We start from the raw sequence: 17,907 nt of genomic DNA, 5'->3' as shown, positions 1-17,907 counted from the left end.
GGGCCGCTCGACGCCCATTTCAGGAAGGACCTGCTCGCCCGGTAACACACGGGCGAGCAGGCTTTTCGCGTGCTTTTTGCAGGTTACTTCGGACCGTTCGGAGGGCGCTTCGTCGCAGAGACGCTCGTGCCCGCGCTCGAAGAGCTCGATCGGGCGCGGCAGGAGGTCCTCCCGACGCAGGCGTTCCAGGCGGAGCTCCACGGGCTCTTGCAGAGCTACGTCGGACGGCCGACGCCCCTGACGGAGGCGAAGCGGTTCGCGCGGCGGATCGATCCCGACGGAGAGGCGATCGCGGAGCTCCTGCTCAAGCGTGAGGACCTCTGTCACACGGGGGCGCACAAGATCAACAACGCGCTCGGCCAGCTCTTGCTCGCGAAGGCGATGGGCAAGACGCGGATCATCGCGGAGACGGGCGCAGGGCAGCACGGCGTGGCGACGGCGACGGCGGCGGCGCTCCTGGGCCTTTCGTGCGAGGTCTACCAGGGTGCGCTCGACATGGAGCGGCAGGCGCCGAACGTCGCGCGCATGCGGCTGCTCGGGGCGCGCGTGGTGCCGGTGGCGTCGGGGTCGCGGACGCTGAAGGACGCGATGAACGAGGCGCTGCGCGACTGGGTGACGAACGTGCGCACGACGTACTACTGCGTCGGCAGCGCGGCGGGGCCGCATCCGTATCCGACGCTCGTCGCGTCGCTGCAAAGGATCATCGGTGACGAGGCGCGCGCGTCGTGCCTCGATCGCGGGGCGCTGCCGGACGCCGTCGTCGCGTGCGTGGGCGGCGGCTCGAACGCGATCGGGATCTTCAAGGCGTTCGAGGGGGATTCGAGCGTGTCGCTCTACGGCGTCGAGGCCGCGGGGCTCGGGCTCGAGACGGACAAGCACGCGGCGACACTCTCGCGCGGGCGCGTCGGCGTGCTGCACGGAGCGAAGACGTACGTGCTCTGCGACGACGCGGGGCAGGTGATCGAGGCGCACTCGGTGAGCGCGGGGCTCGATTATCCAGGCGTGGGGCCGGAGCACGCGCGGCTCCGCGACACGGGGCGCGCGACGTACGTCTCCGCGACCGACACGGAGGCGCTGGATGCGGCGCGCGAGGTGGCGCGCGCGGAGGGCATCGTGATCGCGCTGGAGACCGCGCACGCGTTCGCCGCGCTCGGGCCGATCGCGCGGCGCGAGGCCGAGGCGCGGGGACGGCCCGCGCGGATCCTCGTGTGCCTCTCGGGTCGCGGCGACAAGGACCTGGACACGATCACGGCCTACGGCGGAGGGAAGTGATGCACCGGATCGATCAGCGCTTCGTCGAGCTCCGGCGCGCGGGCCGCAAGGCGCTCTGCGTGTACCTCTGCGTCGGCGATCCGTCGCTCGAAGCGTCGGGCTTCCTCGCGCTCGAAGCGATCGACGCGGGCGCCGACATGCTCGAGCTCGGCGTGCCGTTCAGTGATCCCACGGCCGACGGCCCGACCCTCGCGCGCGCGGCGCAACGAGCGATCGCGGCGGGCGCGACGCTCGAACGTGTGCTCGACGTCGCGTCGCGCGTGCGCGCTCGCTCGGAGGTGCCGCTCGTGTTGTTCACGTACTACAACCCCGTGCTCGTCGCGGGGGAGGCGCGGGTCGCGCGGCTCGCGCGCGCGGCCGGCGTGGACGCGTTGCTCGTCGTGGATCTGCCTCCCGAGGAGGCGGCGCCGCTCCGGGGCGCGTGCGCGGCCGAGGGGCTCGGCGTGGTGCCGCTCGTCTCGCCGACGAGCCACGCGGCGCGGATCGAGGCGATCCGGCGCGCTTCCACGCCGCTCGACGGCGCGCCGCGCGCGTTCGTGTATTCGATCTCGATGACCGGCGTGACGGGGGCGAGCCCGTCGGATCTCGCCGCGGCCGCGCGTGACGCCGAGGGGATGCGCCGCGCGTTCGACCGGCCCGTGCTCGTGGGCTTCGGCATCGACAGCGGCGCGAGCGCGAAGCTCGCGGCGGGCGAGGCGACCGGCGGCGCGGATGGCGTCGTCGTCGGCACCGCCCTCGCGCGGCATATCGAGCAAGCTGCGAGCGGCGACGAACAGCGACGCGCCGTCCGCACCTTCGTCAGCGAACTCCGGCGCGCGCTCGACTAGGACATCGATCGGTCTGCAACCGGTCGATGCTCTAGCCTGTCGATGCTCTAGCCTGTCCCGTGCTTCAGGAGGACGCGGTTTCGGCCCGTCCGCTTCGCCTGGTAGAGCGCCTCGTCGGCCGCGGCGATGAGCTGCTCGGGCGTCTCCACCGGCAGATCCGGGCTCGCGGCGACGCCGACGCTGATCGTGATGGGGATGCGCGTCCCCTCGTGCTCGAACGACGCGGTCTCCACGGCCGAGCGCAGCCGCTCGCCGAGGATGCCCGCGTTGCCGAGCGACACGCCGCGGCAGATCACGCCGAACTCCTCGCCGCCGTAACGCGCGAAGACGTCCTCGGTCCGCACCGTGTTCATCGTCAGCTTCGAGATCTTCGTGAGCACGTAGTCGCCGGCGAGGTGACCGTACGTGTCGTTCACGCGCTTGAAGTGATCGACGTCGAACATCACGAGCGAGAGCGGCGCGCGGTGCCGCTTCGCGTAGGCGATCTCGGTCTCCAGGCGGCTCAGGAAGTAGCGTTTGTTGAACGCCTTCGTCAGCCCGTCCCGCAGCGCCGCGTCGATCATCTGCTGCTGGAAGCTGACGTCGAGGTGGTCGTGGTAGGTGAACTTGAGGATCGTGGTCGATCCCAGGCGGATCTTGTCGCCGTCGCGCAGGATGCGCTGGCTGATGTTCTCGCCGTTCACCGAGGTGCCGTTCGAGCTGTTGAGATCCTCCAGCACCACGTCGTTGCCGGCGCGGACGAGCCGCGCGTGCCGACGTGAGATGCCGTCGTCGTTCAGACGCACCGTGGCGTTTGCCCCGCGGCCCAGGACGGTCTCAGGAAACTCGACCTCGAACATCTCGCCGACGTTCGAGCCGACGAGCACGATGAGATAGGCGCGATCACGCTGCGATCGAGCCCTGAGCTCGTCCTGGAGCTCCTTCACGTGGGCGACCCGCGTGGCTTCGATATCGTCGTCAGGCGGCCCGCTGTTCATGCTGCCAAACTACATCATAGCGCTGCACGCCGTCGCTTGGGAACGGTGAACCGTGCAGGCTTGGGTGGTTTCTCGGAGTTCCAAGGGATTGAAAGAAAGCCAGCCGACCGGAGGGGCGGCTCGTTTGCCACGCCCGCTCTAAGCCGCCTTCCCGAGCGGGACGGCGATCTGCTCGACCTCGACGCCGGCGATGCTGGTTTCGAGCAGCGTGACGTCGGCGTGCGAAAAGCCTTGCCCTGCGCCCTCGCCGCCCGGGGCTTCGCCGACGCTGCCCACGTTCACGATCCGTACGCCCTGCACCATGCGATCAAAAGGCACGTGCGAGCCGCCGCAGACGATCACGTCGGCCGGGTCGTCGCCGAGCAGGGCCGCCATCTCCTCGTCCGTCATGTCGTGGCAGAACGGCTCGAACGGATCGACCGGGGATCCGTGCACGAGCAAGAGCTCGCTGCCGTCCTCGAGGTTCATCCGATGGGTCGTCGGAAGCCTTCCCAGCCGCGCGAGGATGAGCTGGCCGAGCTCGGTGCGCACCGAGGAGAGGCGATCGAGCCGCGAGCGCTCGTGGGGGCTCTTCGGGACGACCTTGCTGATGTCGAGCGTCGCGAGCGCGCGATCGCCGGTGCCCTGGACCAGGATGGCCTGGATCTGCGTGAGCCGGCGCCACGTCTCGAGCGGATCGGGGCCGGGAAAGCAGAGGTCCCCGGCGACGAGGATCTTCGAGTAGCCGCGACGCTCGGCCACCGCGAGTACGGCGGAGAGCGCATCCGCGCGTCCATGAATGTCGGACAGGCAGAGGAGACGCACGTCGCGGAGCATAGGAGGTGGGCGGAGCCTCGCCAAGGCGCATCGAGGCCGAGGGGCGGGAGAGTCGTGAACACGTCCGCCCCGCCTGCTCGACGCGGACGCGAGGAAGGAAAAAAACGCGGATCCGCGGGCATGTTGAGCGTCGCCCCCAAGCGGAAGGCGCGCGTCGCTGCTACGTTGCGGCCTTCCGATGCTCCGCCGCTCCCGGCTCCTCGCCCTCGCGCAGCGGATTGATCGTCGCCGCGCCGAGATCTACGCCGCGCGCCTCGCCGAGCGGCTCGAGCCCGGCACGGTCGGGTTTGCCCTCGCCGTGCTGCTCGCGAGCGCTTATCCGGCCCTCGCCCCCGCGCTCGAAGTGGCGCCCGAGATCGTCGAGACGATCGCCGCCGAGGGGCACCAGGCCGCGCGGGATCGCGCAGGGCTCGCCGCGCGGCTTCGGGCGCGGCTCGGGGAGGGTGACGACGGCGAGCGGGTGGCGCGGGAGCTCCGGCGGTTCGCGCGGGAAGAGCGGATCCGCGTGGCGTTGCGCGAGCTCTTGCCGCCTTCGCTCGGGGGCGCCGATGTCGACGTGACGTCGCAGGAGATCGCGGCGCTCGCGGAGGTGACGATCGACGCGGCCGTGAAGGACGCGATCACGCAGCTCTCGTCGCGCTTCGGTCCTCCGCGGCGCGAGAGCGGCGCCCCCGCGCGGTTCGTGGTGCTCGGCATGGGCAAGCTCGGCGGGGGCGAGCTCAACGTGGGATCCGACGTCGATCTCGTGTTCTTTTACGACACGGACGAGGGCGGGTGCGCGCAAGGCGGCGGCGAGCTCTTGCCGCTGCACGACTTCTGGACGCGCGTCGCGCGGCGCGTGACGGCGACGCTGGAGGACGTGACCGCGGACGGCTTCGTGTGGCGCGTGGATCTTCGCCTGCGGCCCGAGGGGCGAGGCGGGCCGCTCGTCAACTCGCTCGCCGCGGCCGAGCGGTACTACGAGTCGTTCGGGCGGACGTGGGAGCGCGCGGCGCTCGTGCGCGCGCGGCCCATCGCAGGGGATCTCGACTTCGGCGACGAGATGCTCGCCGCGCTCGAGCCCTTCGTGTGGCGGAGGCGCGTCGATCCGACGATCGCGGTCGAGATGACGAAGCTCGTGCAGCGCGCGCGGACCGAGCTTTCCCGCGAGCCGGGGCGGGATCTGAAGCTCGGATCGGGCGGCATCCGCGAGGCCGAGTTTTTCGTGCAGACGCTCCTCCTCGTATGGGGCGGCCGCGAGGCGCGCCTCCGCGCGCGGGGCACGTTCGACGGCCTCCGGCGTCTGCGCGCGGCCGGGTTCGTGACGGATCGCGAGGCACGCGAGATCGCCGAGGCGTACCTCGCGCTCCGCCGCGCCGAGCACGCCGTGCAGCTCGCCACGGGCCAGCAAACGCACGTGTGGCCCGCGGACGCCGAGTCCGCCGGCAGGCTCGCGCGGGTGCTCGGCTTCGCGTCGGCCGAGGCGTTCGAGGTCGACCTCGCGAAGCACCTCGGCCGCGTGGAAGCGCGTTTCCGCTCGCTCGTGCCCGACGGCGCGCCCGTACCCTCCCGCTGGGCCGAGGCCCTCGCCGCGCTCGACGACGGCGACGCCGCGGCGTTCGAGGCTGCTTTCCGCCGCGTCGCAGAGCTCTCCTTGCCCGCCGCGACGCCCGAAGTGCCGGACGCGCTCGAAGCGGTGGAGCGATGGGGCGACGTCGCGCGGGATCTTTTTGATCTCTCGCGCCGCCCGGACGCGGTGCTCGGCGCGCGCAGCCGCGAGGCGTATCCGCGCCTCGGCGAAGCGGTCCTCGACGCCGTGGCCGACGCGGCCGATCCCGAGCAGGCCGCGCGCACGCTGCGCAGGCTCTTCGCGCGGCTCCGTCATCCCGGCGTGTACCTGCGTTTCCTCGGCGACGAGCCGCGCCTCGTGCGCAGGCTCGTCGAGGCCATCGGGGGCAGCGCGTTCCTCGCCGAGGCGCTCGTGCAGCACCCCGAGCACGGCGATCGCATCTTGTTCGCGCGTGGTGTCCCGACGCCCGCGTCCGCGCGCGCGGAGCTCGATCAGGCCAAGCGCGAAGCCGCGGCGGTGGACGAGGATCCCGACGAGCAGCTCGTCGGCGCGCTCCGCCAGGCGAAGGCGCGTGTCGTGATTGACGTGGGCCTCGCGGATCTCGCGAGCGAGCTTGGCCCGCGCGAGGTCGGGTACGTGCTCTCGGCGCTCGCGGATGCATCGCTCGAAGCGGCGATGCGGCACGCGCTCGGCACGCCCGAAGGCGAGCCCGTGCGTGGCCTCTCCGTGCTCGCCGTCGGCACGCTCGGCGGGCGCGAGATCGGATACGGCTCGGACCTCGACGTCCTCTTCCTCTTCGATCCGGAGAAGGCCCCGGCCGGCGCAGATCCCGATGCGTTTTTCGCGCGCTCGGCGCGCCGCGTGATCCGCCTGATCTCGATCCTGCACCCGGCCGGGCCCGGCTACGAGCTCGACACGCGCCTCCGGCCCTCGGGCAACCAGGGCTTGCTCGTCACGTCGATCGACGCCTTCGCGCGCTACCACGCGAAGGGGCCGGACACGCCGCACGTCGAGGCCGCGGCCTGGGAGCGCCTCGCGCTTTTGCGGGCGCGCGCCGTCGCGGGGGACGTCGAGCTCGGGGCGCGGGCGATCGAGATCGCGCACGCGGCGGCCTACGCGATGCCGGGGGATCCTGCGCAGGTCGCCGAGGAGCTCCGCCGGCTCCGGGGACGCATGGAGCAGGAGCTCTCGCTGGAGCGGCGCGGCCGGTACGATCTCAAGCTCGGACGCGGCGGGCTCTTCGAGATCGAGCTCTGCGTGCAGTTCCTGCAGATGCTCAGCGGCGCGGATCCGGGCGTCCGCACCACGGAGACGGCGCTCGCGATCGAAGCGCTCGCGGCGTCGGGCAAGCTCACGCCGGAGCAGGCCGAGGCGCTGCGGGACGGGTATGCGTTCCTGCGCAAGCTCGGCGGCCGCATCCGTATCGTGCACGCCGACGCCTCGCACCTGCTCGAAGAGAGCGCGCCGGGCCTCTGGCCTCTGGCGCGGCGGATGGGCATTCGTGATCGCCCGGGCGCGCAGGCCGCCGGAGAGCTGCTCGCGCGGTACCGGGAAGTCACGGGCCGCGTGCGCGCGGTGTACGAAGCCGTGCTGCGCGGGAGCTAGCGCGACCGCCGGGTCGCCACTCCGCATCGTCGCGCTCGCCTCCGCGGCGCCCGGGTCGTCGCTCCGCATCGTTGCGCGCGCCTCCGCGGCGGCCGGGTCGTCGCTCCGCATCGTTGCGCTCGCCTCCGCGGCGGCCGGGTCGTCGCTCCGCATCGTCGCGCTCGCCTCCCCGGCGGCCGCGTCGCCGCTCCGTAACTTGCGGAGCGCCTCCCCGGGCGCCGATCCGCATCGTTCGGATCACCGTTCCGCTCTCCCGGGTGCCGATCCGTATCGTTTGGGCTTGTGGACGAGATACTCTCTCGTCGATGGGCCTCGTCTACCTCTTCTCCCTGGTCGTGGGCTTGGGCATCTTGCTCGTGCAGATCGTCTCGGGGGGCAAGGGCGACGCCGATGGCGGTGACGGGCACGACGCGGGCGAAGGCGGGGGCAAGGACCTCGCGAAGGACGTCTCCGGCAAGGCGCTCGCCACGACCGGGGGCACCGGCGCGAGCGACCTCGTGGCCTTTTTCCTCTCGCTCCGGTTCTGGGTGTTCACGTTGCTCGGTTTCGGCATGTCGGGCTCGCTCCTGCACTTCTTCGCGCTCGCAGGGCCCGTCGTGATCTTCGTGCTGGCGGCGGGCTCCGGCCTCTCGTCGGGCCTCTTCGCGCAGCTCGCGTTTCGTTTTGTGTCCCAAGGATCCGCGTCGACGTCGGCGGACGTCACCCACGCCGGCGGCTCGGTCGGGCGTGTGCTCGTGCCCGTCGGCAAGGACAAGGTCGGCAAGATTCGTATTGTTTTGAAGGGGCAGAGCGTCGACCTGCTCGCCCGCAGCGACGGCGAGGACATCGCGCGCGGCGACCACGTCCTCGTGGAGGACGTGGAAGGTGACGTGGCGCGCGTGTCGCGGCGCCCCTCCGAGCTCGCCTAGCCGGAGGCTGAAATCGCGTGATCGCGTGTCCGATCACGCACCGGGCGTGCCGGCTTGCCTGCTACGCTCGCCGCATGGGGTATCATCATCTCGGCAGTGTCCTCTTCGCGTCGATCGACGCGCAGCGGCGCACGCGCCCTTCCACCAGCGGGGCCTCGGGCATGGGGACGCCCGACCTCGATCAAGCCGTCTTCGTGCTGCTCGCCGCGGGCGGCATCATCCTGCTCTTCGGGATCTTCGTGGCGGTCCTCCGGCAGTTCTTGTTCATCTGCCGGCCGAACGAGATCCTGGTCTTCAGCGGCCGCAAGCACGTCCTGCCCGACGGCACCGTGAGCGGTTACAAGATCCTGCACGGCGGACGCGGCTTCCGCGTGCCCTTCCTCGAGAGCGTGGCCCGCATGGACATGCGGCTCTTCCCTGTCGAGGTCCAGGTGCACAACGCCTACTCGAAGGGCGGCATCCCGCTCAGCGTGCACGCAATCGCGAACGTGAAGATCGCGAGCAACGACACCGCCGTGCGCAACGCCGTCGAGCGTTTCCTCGGCACCTCGCCCACGCAGATCGCCATCGCCGCGCAGCAGACGCTCGAAGGCGTGCTCCGCGAGGTCATCTCCCAGCTCACGCCCGAGGAGGTGAACGAGGATCGGCTGAAGTTCGCCGAGACGCTCGTGGAGAACGCGCGCGACGACTTCGACAAGCTCGGGCTCGAGCTCGACGTGCTCAAGGTGCAGCACGTCTCCGATGACCAGCACTACCTCGCGAACCTCGGCCGCGGCCGGATCGCGACGATGCTGCGCGACGCGGCGAACGCCGAGAACGCGGCGAACCAGGCCGTGGCCGAGGCGCAGGCGGCGGCGCGGCAGGCAGCCGAGACGGCGGCGAAGCGCGCCGAGACGGTGATCGTGCAGAGCCGCAACAACTACCGCGCCGAGGGCGCGAAGCTCGAAGCGGAGGCGAAGCAGATCGAGAACGAGGCCGAGATCGCGGCCGAGACCGAGCGCGCCGTGGCCGAGCAGGAGCTCCAGGCGTTGCGCGCCGAGCTCGAGAAACTTCGCCTCAACTGTGACGTCATCCTGCCGGCCGAGGCGAACCGCAAGGCGCAGGAGCTCAAGGCGCGCGGCGAGGCGGCGCCCACGGTGGAGAACGGCAAGGCGACGGCCGAGGCGCTCCGTCTCGTGGCGCAGGAGTGGGCGGCCGCGGGGCAACTCGCGAAGGACGCGTACGTGCTTCAGCAGCTGCGGCAGCTCGTGACGGCCGCGGCGGCGCGCGTGGCGCAGACGCAGATTGGCGAGGTCAACGTGGTGGCGGGCAACGATGTCGAGGCGTTCAGCGCGCTCGTCGCGGCGTACCCGGCCGCGGTGACGCGTGTCCTGCAGGAGACGGGGCGCGCGATGGGCATCGACATCCAGCAGATCCTCGGATCGCACGGGAGGGCTTCGTGATCCAGATCATCATGGTCCTCGGTCTCACCGCGTTCGTCGTGGTGGGCTTCGTCATCTACACGCTGAAGAACCTCCTGCTCGTGAGCTCGCCGAACGAGGTGCTCATCCTCTCGGGCGGGTCGCATCAAGTGGGCTCGCGCGCGGTGGGCTATCGCTCCGTGCGTGGCGGTCGCGCCGTGCGCATCCCGCTGCTCGAGCGGGTCGACCGGATGGATCTCAACAACATCCCGGTCGATATCTCCGTGAAGGGCGCCTACTCGAAGGGCGGCATCCCGCTCAACGTGCAAGGCGTCGCGCACGTGAAACTGCCGGGCGAGGAGCCGCGGCTCTCGAACGCGGTCGAGCGTTTCCTCGGCAAGTCGCGCGACGAGATCGCGGCGATCGCGCGCGAGACGCTGGAAGGCAACGTCCGCGGCGTGCTCGCGCAGCTCACGCCCGAGCAGGTGAACCAGGACAAGACCGCGTTCGCCGACAAGCTGCTCGAAGAGGCCGAGCACGACATGCAGCGCATGGGCCTCGTGCTCGACACGCTGAAGATCCAGAACGTCGCCGACGACGCGAATTACCTGAACTCGATCGGCCGCATGCGCGGCGCGAGCGTGCGCATGGACGCGAGCATCGTCGAGGCGAGGACACAAGCCGAGTCGGCCGAGCAGAAGGCCGAGAACTGGGCGAGGAGCGAGGTCGCCAAGATCGACGCGGACCTCGCCATCGCGCGGCAGGAGACGGAGAAGCGCGTGAAGGACGCGTTGAGCCGTCGCGAGGCCATGATCCAGGAGGCCAAGGGCCAGGTGCTCGCGCAGATCGCGCAGGTCAAGGCGGAGATCAACCGCCAGAAGGCCCGCGCGCTCCAGGTCGAGCGGCAGCTCCTCGCCGACGTGATCCAGCCCCACGACGCCGAGCGGCGGAACCTCGAAGAGCAAGCGCGCGGCGACGCGGCGAAGATCATCGAGCTCGGCAAGGCGGAGGCCGAGGCGCTGCACCGCATCGTCGACGAGATCCGCAAGGCCGGGCCGGGCGCGCTGGAGATCCTCGCGCTCCAGCAGATGATGCCGCTCTTGCCGCACATCGCGGGCGCCCGCACGCCGACGAAGATCGGCACGCTCTCGGTGCTCCCGTCGGGCGACGACGCCTCGCTCGCGCGCAAGGCGATCGCCGTGTCCGAGCAGATCCGCGCGGCCACGGGGCTGGATCTCACGGAAGTCGCGCGTCGCCTCGGCACGAGCGCGCCTGCACCCGCCCTCGCGGCCGCGCCGCCGCCGCTGCCTCAGCAGGTCCCTTCGCGGAGCACGCCTCCGCCGGGCCGCACGCCCCGCGCCTGACCTCACCCCCCCGGGGTTTCATCCCGCAGCCGTTGCGCCGGGGCGCTGCCCCGGACCCCGCGGGGGCTATCCGCCCCTCGACCCGGACCAGGCACGGCCTGGACCGAGGTGGAAGAACTGCGCTCCGCGCAGTTCTTCCAACGAGCCGGTGGCAAGACCATGGAGGTGGTTCCAATCCGGCGACGGGCACGTTGCTGGTTGAACCACACGCTGCGGGTTGAACCTGCAGCGCCGCGGTCTTGGCTGGCAGGGTCGTCGCCGGTCTTGCCCGCGGCTGTTCGATGAACTGCGCATCGCGCAGTTCATCGACCCCGAGTCCAGCGCTTGCGCTGGTCCGGGTCCCGGGGCGGACAGCCCCGGGTGGGGCCTGGGCCAACGCCCCAGCGCAACGGCCCCCAGATGCGACCCTTCCGCGTTGCTGCACGTTCCGAAACCATGCAACCTGCGGCTCATGCAGGCAGTGGAGCATGGTCGCGTCGTCTCGAAGGTTCGGTCGCTCGACGAGCTCGTCGGCGCGCATCCCGAGTCGCTCCGCCGTATCTATGCGGCCGGGAGTGTCCTTGATCCCTCGGCCATCGGGGAGGGCCGTGGCCGCGTGCTCGCGCTCGTCGCGGCGCCCGGCGCGTTCCTCGCGGTCCGGAGCCTCGTTCGCCTCCTCGCCTCGGATCTCTTGCCGTGGGAGGGCAAGGCCATCGAGAGCGAGATCGGGTGGAACCTCCTCAAGGGGGGCCGCCGCGTCGCGCCGTTTCGCGTCGAGCGTGCCGAGTCGTCGCTCGACGGCGGGCCGACGCTCGTGTTCCGGTACGACGATCCTGCGCAGGGGCATGCGTGGCCTGTGCGAGCGCTCCGCGACGAGCTGCGTTCCATCGCGCCCGGCATCGGCATGGGCCCCGTGATCTTCGATCAGGGCGGCGCGCCGCGCGTGATCGCGTGGTGGGGCCTCTCGTTCTCCCGGTAGCTAAAAATCCCAGCCGAAGCCCACGCGCCCGCCGCCTTTGATCACGGTGATCGTCCCGCGCACGTCGTTTGCCGGGTAGTACTCCGCGGAGAGGTGCAGGCCGGCCCACGGCATGATGCGGCGGATCCGCAACGTCGAGACGCCGATCGACACGCCCACGCGGCCGCTGGCGCTCGGGCGTAGACGAGGTCGTGGAGGAGCGCGGACTCCGCGCGGGAAGGCGGCTCGGCCGCGGCGTTTTCCGTGCTGAGGAGCGAGACGAGGAGGGAAAACGCCGCGGCGATCCGGGCAGGCGAGGCGGGCACGACTAGAAGCAGGTGCCCTGGCCGCAGTTCGAGCCGAGGCAGACGAGGAGCTGCACGGCTTGCGGGCTGTTCACGCACTGGAAGAAGCACGGGCCCGGGCTCGATCCGCCGGCCACGCACGTGAGGAAGCACTGCACGTTGTTCTGGCAGGTGGGGTTGTTGATGCAGTTCTGGAGCTGGTTGCAGCAGCTCTGCGCCACGCAGTTGCCGCACACGCTGCCGTCCGACGGGCAGGCGGGCGCGCCGCAGATGCCGTTCGTGCACTGCCCGGTGCAGCACGCGGCGCTGTTCATGCACATGGCGCCATCGGGCTGGCACTTGGGCGGGCCGCAAACGCCGTCCGAGCAGAGCCCCGAGCAGCAATCGCCCGGCACGTTGCAGAGAACGCCGTCCGGCTGGCAGACGGGTTTGCCGCAGACGCCGTTCGTGCAGACGCCCGTGCAGCACTCGCCGGCCGTCATGCAGCCGTTGCCGTCGGGCTGGCACTTGGGCGGGCCGCAGACGCCGTCCGAGCAGAGGCCCGTGCAGCATTCGCCGGCGCCCGCGCACATCTGGCCGTCGGGCTTGCAGACCGGCGGACCGCAGACGCCGCTCGAGCACTGGTTCGTGCAGCACTCGCCGGCGAGCATGCAGGGCACGCCGTTCGGCTTGCAGACCGGCGGACCGCAGACGCCGTTCGAGCACTGCCCGGTGCAGCACTCGGCGCCGGTCTTGCAGACCTTGCCGTCGGGCGCGCAGACGAGCGGGCCGCACGTCCCGTTCGCGTTGCAGACCTGCGAGCAGCACTGATCCCCCAACATGCACGGCAGGCCGTCCTCCGTGCACTCGCCGCAGTTCAGCCCGCAGAGCGAGTCCACGGCGTTCACGCAGAGCCCGTCCCAGTTCGCGTTGCAGCAGAACGGGTCGAGCTGGCAGATCGACGCGGCGCACGGCCCGCAGCCGGGATCGAGCGCGGGGCCGACCACGCAGACGTCGTGCGAGCAGGGCTTGCCGAGGCAAACGCCGTTCGAGCAGAGGCCGGAGCAGCACTCGTCGGGCGAGCTGCACATGAGGCCGTTGCCCGTGCACTGCCCGATGCCGCAGACCCCGTTGATGCACGAGCCGTTGCAGCAGTCGAAGCCCGACATGCACTTCTCGCCGTCGGGCACGCACGGGTTGAAGCCGCAGCTGCCGTCGTTGCAGGCGCCGCTGCAACACTGGATGTTCTCGAAGCAGGCCGAGCCGTCGGGCAGGCACGCGTTGCTGCAGAGGCCCTGGAAGCAGCCGCCGCCGCAGCACTGGCCGCCTTCGACGCAGCTCGCACCGTTCGGCAAACACGGGCCGAACCCGCAGACGCTGTTTTGACAGATGCCGCTGCAGCAATCGAGGCCCGAGACGCAGCCGAAGCCGTCGGGGGAACACTCATTGAAGCCGCAGCGCTCGTTCGCGCAGATGCCGGCGCAGCACTCGCTCGCGTCCGTGCAAGGCGCCTGGTCGGGCAGGCAGGTCGACGGGCCGCAAACCCCGTTCTCGCAGGTGCCGTTGCAGCAGGGGCTTCCGCCCTGACAGGGGCTCCCGTCTTCGAGGCAGGGAATGCCTCCGCCCTGGCCGCCCTGGCCGCCCTGGCCGCCCTCGCCTTGTCCTGGTCCGAGCAGCTCCGCCCGCCCCCCGCATCCGAGGGCCACGAGCGACAGCACGAACCAAAGCATCCTTATGGAATAAGTGCCCCGCGACATCATCTGGGAGCGTATCACAGGCGCTGTCCTGGACGCCCAATTCGCCGCTGGATCGCGCCGATCACGGAACGCTTGTTCCACGCGCGGAACGGCCGCGCATCGAGCGCGCGTGAGCGACCCGACGATCGAGCGCGCGGGCGGAGCGGCGTGGGCATGCGTGGACCAGGCTGGACGTGCGGGGAATGTGCTTGGCGGCCGCGCAGTTCGTCGGGCAGAAAGGGCCTCCTTTGGATCGGATCTGCTACACTTCCGGGGTGTCGCTGAAGATCGACCAGGACCACGGCCGTTTTCGCCAGATCGTCCGCGGGAGGATCCGGCAGAACCTGCGCAAGTACATCTCGCAAGGCGAGCTCGTCGGGCGCAAGGGCAAGGATCTCGTATCGATCCCGATCCCGCATATCGACATCCCGCGGTTCCGGTACGGGGACAAGCAGCGGGGGGGCGTGGGGCAGGGGGATGGCAACCCTGGCGACCCGATCCACGGCGGGGACGAGAAGCAGCCCGGGCAAGGGCAAGCTGGCAGCGACGCGGGGGAGCACATCCTCGAGGTCGACGTCACGCTCGACGAGCTCGCGGCCATCCTGGGCGAAGAGCTCGAACTGCCGGACATCCAGGACAAGGGCAAGAACAAGATCTCGAATGCGCACGATCGGTATTCGGGGATCCGGCGCGTCGGCCCCGAGTCCTTGCGCCATTTCAAGCGCACGTACCGCGAGGCGCTGAAGCGCATGATCGCGAGCGGAACGTTCCAGCACGACAAACCGGTCGTGGTGCCCGTCCCGGACGACAAACGATATCGATCGTGGAAGACGGTCACCGAGCCCGTCGCGAACGCGGTCATCATCTACATGATGGACGTCTCGGGCTCGATGGGCGACGAGCAGAAGGAGATCGTTCGTATCGAGTCCTTCTGGATCGACGCGTGGCTGACGAAGCAATACAAGGGGCTCGAATCGCGGTTCATCATCCACGACGCGGTCGCGCGCGAGGTCGATCGGGATACGTTTTTCCACACGCGCGAGTCGGGCGGCACGATGATCTCGAGCGCGTACAAGCTCTGCTCGCAGATCATCGACGCCGATTATCCGCCGGACGAGTGGAACATCTATCCGTTCCATTTCTCGGACGGGGACAACTGGTCGATGGATGACACGCTCGCGTGCGTGGACGTCCTGAAAAACAAGGTTTTGCCGCGCGCGAACATGTTCGCGTACGGTCAGGTCGAGAGCCCGTACGGCTCGGGCCAGTTCATCAAGGATCTGCGCGAGCATTTCGGGCGGGACGAGCGCGTCGTCACGAGCGAGATCCGGGACAAGGACGGGATCGTGGGGAGCATCAAGGATTTCCTGGGCAAGGGGAAGTGAGAGGGGGCGTAGAGGCGAGATGAGCAAGTTTGCGCTGAACACCGCGCTCCCCCGCTACCTGCGGGCCGAGCAGGAGCGCGTCGAGGCCGTGGCGCGCGAGTATGGCCTCGACTTCTTCCCCGTGATCTTCGAGATCCTGACGTACGACCAGATGAACGAGATCGCCGCGTACGGCGGTTTCCCGAGCCGGTATCCGCACTGGCGGTACGGCATGGAGTACGAGCAGCTTTCGAAAAGCTACGAATATGGCCTCTCGAAGATTTACGAGATGGTCATCAACAACAACCCCTCGTACGCCTATTTGCTCGAAGGGAACTCGCTCACGGATCAGAAGCTCGTGATGGCCCACGTGTACGCGCACGTGGACTTCTTCAAGAACAACTTCTGCTTCCGCTCGACCGACCTCGATCAAAAGGGAAACATCATCGATCCGGTGCGCAAGACGAGCCCCTACGACCCTGATCGGCGCTGGATCGACAAGATGGCGAACCACGGCGCGCGCGTCGCGCGGCACATCGAGCGGCACGGGATCAACAAGGTCGAGGATTTCATCGATCGATGCCTCTCGCTGGAGAACCTCATCGATCCGTGGCAGCCGTTTTCGGGCCGCGGGACGACGAAGAAGGGCGATGAGGAGGAGGACGAGAAGCCGATCGAGGTGCCGCGGCTCCGGGCGAAGGAGTACATGGAATCCTTCATCAACCCGGAGGAGTACATCGAGGCCAAGAAGAAGCAGCTCGCGAGGGACAAACCCGAGCGCAAGGTCCCCGAGCGGCCGGAGCGGGACGTGCTCGGCTTCCTGCTCGATCACGCGCCTTTGGAGCGCTGGGAGCGCGACGTTCTGGAGGTCATCCGCGACGAGGCCCTCTATTTCGTGCCGCAGCGCCAGACCAAGATCATGAACGAGGGCTGGGCGGCGTACTGGCATTCGAAGATCCTCACGGAGAAGATCCTCGATGCCTCGGAGATCATCGATTACGCCGACAACAACGCGGGCGTCATGGCCACGGCGCCGGGGCGGCTGAACCCGTACAAGGTCGGGGTCGAGCTCTTCCGGTACATCGAGGATCGCTGGAACAAGGGGCGCTTCGGCCGCGAGTGGGAGGAGTGCAACGATCTCGACGCGAAGCGGAGCTGGGACATGCGCCTCGGCCTCGGTCGCCAGAAGATCTTCCAGGTCCGCGCGCTCTACAATGACGTGACGTTCATCGACGAGTTCTTGACCCCCGATTTCGTGCTGGAGCAGAAGCTCTACACGTTCGGTTTTTCGGGGCGAAATGATCGGTTCGAGATCGAGAGCCGTCAGTTCCGCGACGTGAAGGAAAAGCTCCTCTTTTCGCTCACGAATTTCGGTGATCCCTACATCCGCGTGATCGACGCGAACCACCAGAACCGCGGCGAGCTGCTCCTCGAGCACCAGCACGGCGGCGTCGACCTGCGGGCCGATTACGCGCGTGAGACGCTCGTCTCGCTCGTCCGCTGCTGGAAGCGGCCTGTGGCCGTGGCGACGCGGCTCGACAACAAGCCCGTGCTCCTGCGTTATGACGGCAAAGAGCATTCGATGACCCCGTACAAGTTGTGATGAAGATTCGAGCCAGCCGCGGTGGCGTGATCACGCTCGTGATCCTCGCCGCCTGCGGCCCCGCCACGCCGCCCCCTCCGCCGCCTCCCGAGCCGCTGCCGCCTGTCACTTATGGAAGTGTTTCTGTAGCCGCTTCCGTACCCACGTCCGCAACCGTTCCCGTGCCTGCTTCTGCGTCCGCTTCCGCGCCCGCGGCGCCGTCTCCGGGCTCCGGTGTCCCGCTCGATGCGCCCGTTTCCAGCGAGGAAGCCGCGCAGCCGCCGCCGGCGAAGCTCGCGCGCGGGACGGGGACGCCCGCGGACAAGGCGCTCGCCGAGGGCGACGAGGCGCACGCGCGGGGGGATTTTTCAGCGGCGGAGAAGGCGTACAAGAAGGCGAAGACGCTCGCGCCGAAGGATCCCGCGCCGATCGTCGGGCTCGTCCGCACGCGCCTCTCCGCCGAGGACGCGCCCGTCGATTACGGCGCCGCGCCCACGCACCCCGGATTGATCCAGGCGGTGAAGGATCTCGAAGGCGTCCTTCAAAAAGAGCTCTCCTACGCGCCGGCGCACCTCGAGCTCGGCCGCGCGCTCCTCGTCCTCGGCCGCGCGGATTCCGCGCTCGCGGCCTTGCGCAAGGCCGCCGAGCTCGCGCCAAACGACGCCGAGGCGCACTCCGCGCTCGGGGTCGGGCTCGTTGCCACGGGGCAACTCGAACCGGCGGTCCGCGAGCTCGAACGCGCCGCCGAAATCGAGCCCGGCGTGGCCGAACGACAGACGAACCTGGGCACCGCGCTGCTCGCGCTCGGCCGGCGAGAACAGGCCGTCCGCGCGTACGAGCGCGCCGCGCGCCTCGCCCCGAACGATGCCCGCGTGCAGAACGACCTCGGCACCGCGCTGCTGACCCTGAACGACACGGATCGCGCGATCCGGTGCCTGGAGACGGCGGTCGCGCGGGATCCGCGCCGCGCCACGTACCGTTCGAACCTCGGGTATGCGATGGCGCAGAAGGGCGACCTCGAACGCGCGAAGGTCATCTACCGCGAGGCGCTCGCGCTCGATCCGGCGCTCGTAAGCGCGTGGGTGAACCTCGGCAATGCCCTCGCCAAGCAACGCAAGCTCGTGGAGGCGCGCGAGGCGTACGAAAAAGCCCAGGCGCTCGATCCCGAGGATCCGCGCGTCAAGGCCGTGCTCCTCGAGCTCTCGGCGATCGAGAAAGGCAGCGGCGCCGGTTCGCCGGACAAACGCTGACGGGGGGTTTGGGGGCACAGCTCCGCTTGCGGAGCG

14 protein-coding genes are annotated in these 17,907 nt (G+C 69.8%); 10 read left to right on the top strand and 4 right to left on the bottom strand.

Going from position 1 to position 17,907, the window contains the following annotated elements:
* Window positions 1–69: 69 nt before the first annotated feature.
* Together trpB and trpA are read left to right on the top strand one after the other, a co-directional pair.
* Window positions 70–1,272, top strand: coding sequence for a tryptophan synthase subunit beta (gene trpB / locus POL67_RS36115; RefSeq protein WP_271925180.1), 1,203 nt, complete (start codon window positions 70–72; stop codon window positions 1,270–1,272).
* A complete protein-coding gene (gene trpA, locus POL67_RS36110; protein WP_271925179.1) occupies window positions 1,272–2,099 on the top strand; it encodes a tryptophan synthase subunit alpha in 828 nt (275 codons plus the stop codon). Before trpB ends, trpA begins: the two co-directional genes overlap by 1 nt.
* Before the next feature lie 47 nt (window positions 2,100–2,146).
* Here trpA and POL67_RS36105 read toward each other — a convergent pair whose 3' ends face one another.
* Window positions 2,147–3,076 carry a GGDEF domain-containing protein gene (locus tag POL67_RS36105; protein ID WP_136967543.1) on the bottom strand — a complete coding sequence of 310 codons (930 nt, stop codon included), beginning with the start codon at window positions 3,074–3,076 and terminating at the stop codon, window positions 2,147–2,149.
* A 138-nt stretch (window positions 3,077–3,214) separates the two neighbouring features.
* Window positions 3,215–3,880, bottom strand: coding sequence for a metallophosphoesterase family protein (locus POL67_RS36100; RefSeq protein ID WP_271925178.1), 666 nt, complete (start codon window positions 3,878–3,880; stop codon window positions 3,215–3,217).
* Between the two features lie 190 nt (window positions 3,881–4,070).
* On the opposite strand from POL67_RS36100, the gene glnE reads away from it, so the two are divergent.
* The 5 genes from glnE to POL67_RS36075 all read left to right on the top strand — a co-directional run bounded on the left by glnE (window position 4,071) and on the right by POL67_RS36075 (window position 11,676).
* Window positions 4,071–7,046, top strand: a complete 2,976-nt coding sequence (gene glnE / locus POL67_RS36095) for a bifunctional [glutamate--ammonia ligase]-adenylyl-L-tyrosine phosphorylase/[glutamate--ammonia-ligase] adenylyltransferase (RefSeq protein WP_271925177.1) — start codon at window positions 4,071–4,073, stop codon at window positions 7,044–7,046.
* A gap of 305 nt (window positions 7,047–7,351) precedes the next feature.
* A complete protein-coding gene (locus POL67_RS36090; RefSeq protein WP_271925176.1) occupies window positions 7,352–7,954 on the top strand; it encodes an NfeD C-terminal domain-containing protein in 603 nt (200 codons plus the stop codon).
* A 74-nt stretch (window positions 7,955–8,028) separates the two neighbouring features.
* Complete coding sequence (locus POL67_RS36085; RefSeq protein ID WP_271925175.1) at window positions 8,029–9,396, top strand: flotillin family protein; 1,368 nt, start codon at window positions 8,029–8,031, stop codon at window positions 9,394–9,396.
* A complete protein-coding gene (locus POL67_RS36080) occupies window positions 9,393–10,718 on the top strand; it encodes a flotillin family protein (protein WP_271925174.1) in 1,326 nt (441 codons plus the stop codon). The genes POL67_RS36085 and POL67_RS36080 overlap by 4 nt, the downstream gene beginning before the upstream one ends.
* 451 nt (window positions 10,719–11,169) lie before the next feature.
* Complete coding sequence (locus POL67_RS36075) at window positions 11,170–11,676, top strand: hypothetical protein (RefSeq protein ID WP_271925173.1); 507 nt, start codon at window positions 11,170–11,172, stop codon at window positions 11,674–11,676.
* Here POL67_RS36075 and POL67_RS36070 read toward each other — a convergent pair whose 3' ends face one another.
* Window positions 11,677–11,835, bottom strand: a complete 159-nt coding sequence (locus POL67_RS36070) for a hypothetical protein (protein WP_271925172.1) — start codon at window positions 11,833–11,835, stop codon at window positions 11,677–11,679.
* 148 nt (window positions 11,836–11,983) lie between these two features.
* The gene (locus POL67_RS36065) at window positions 11,984–13,669 is read right to left on the bottom strand and encodes a hypothetical protein (protein ID WP_271925171.1); all 1,686 of its coding nucleotides are present in this window, start codon (window positions 13,667–13,669) and stop codon (window positions 11,984–11,986) included.
* Window positions 13,670–13,950: 281 nt separating this feature from the next.
* Between POL67_RS36065 and POL67_RS36060 the strand changes: the two genes are divergently transcribed.
* The 3 genes from POL67_RS36060 to POL67_RS36050 are packed head-to-tail and all read left to right on the top strand — an operon-like array spanning window position 13,951 to window position 17,871.
* On the top strand, window positions 13,951–15,060 hold the full coding sequence (locus POL67_RS36060) for a DUF444 family protein (RefSeq protein WP_271925170.1): 1,110 nt from the start codon (window positions 13,951–13,953) through the stop codon (window positions 15,058–15,060).
* A gap of 19 nt (window positions 15,061–15,079) precedes the next feature.
* Window positions 15,080–16,642, top strand: a complete 1,563-nt coding sequence (locus tag POL67_RS36055; protein WP_271925169.1) for a SpoVR family protein — start codon at window positions 15,080–15,082, stop codon at window positions 16,640–16,642.
* On the top strand, window positions 16,642–17,871 hold the full coding sequence (locus POL67_RS36050; RefSeq protein WP_271925168.1) for a tetratricopeptide repeat protein: 1,230 nt from the start codon (window positions 16,642–16,644) through the stop codon (window positions 17,869–17,871). Before POL67_RS36055 ends, POL67_RS36050 begins: the two co-directional genes overlap by 1 nt.
* Window positions 17,872–17,907 lie beyond the last annotated feature (36 nt).

Origin of the sequence: Polyangium mundeleinium, assembly GCF_028369105.1 — a bacterium.
Lineage (GTDB): Bacteria > Myxococcota_A > Polyangia > Polyangiales > Polyangiaceae > Polyangium > Polyangium mundeleinium.
Note: the sequence above shows the minus strand (reverse complement) of the source record. Positions and strands in the feature narration are given on the sequence as shown.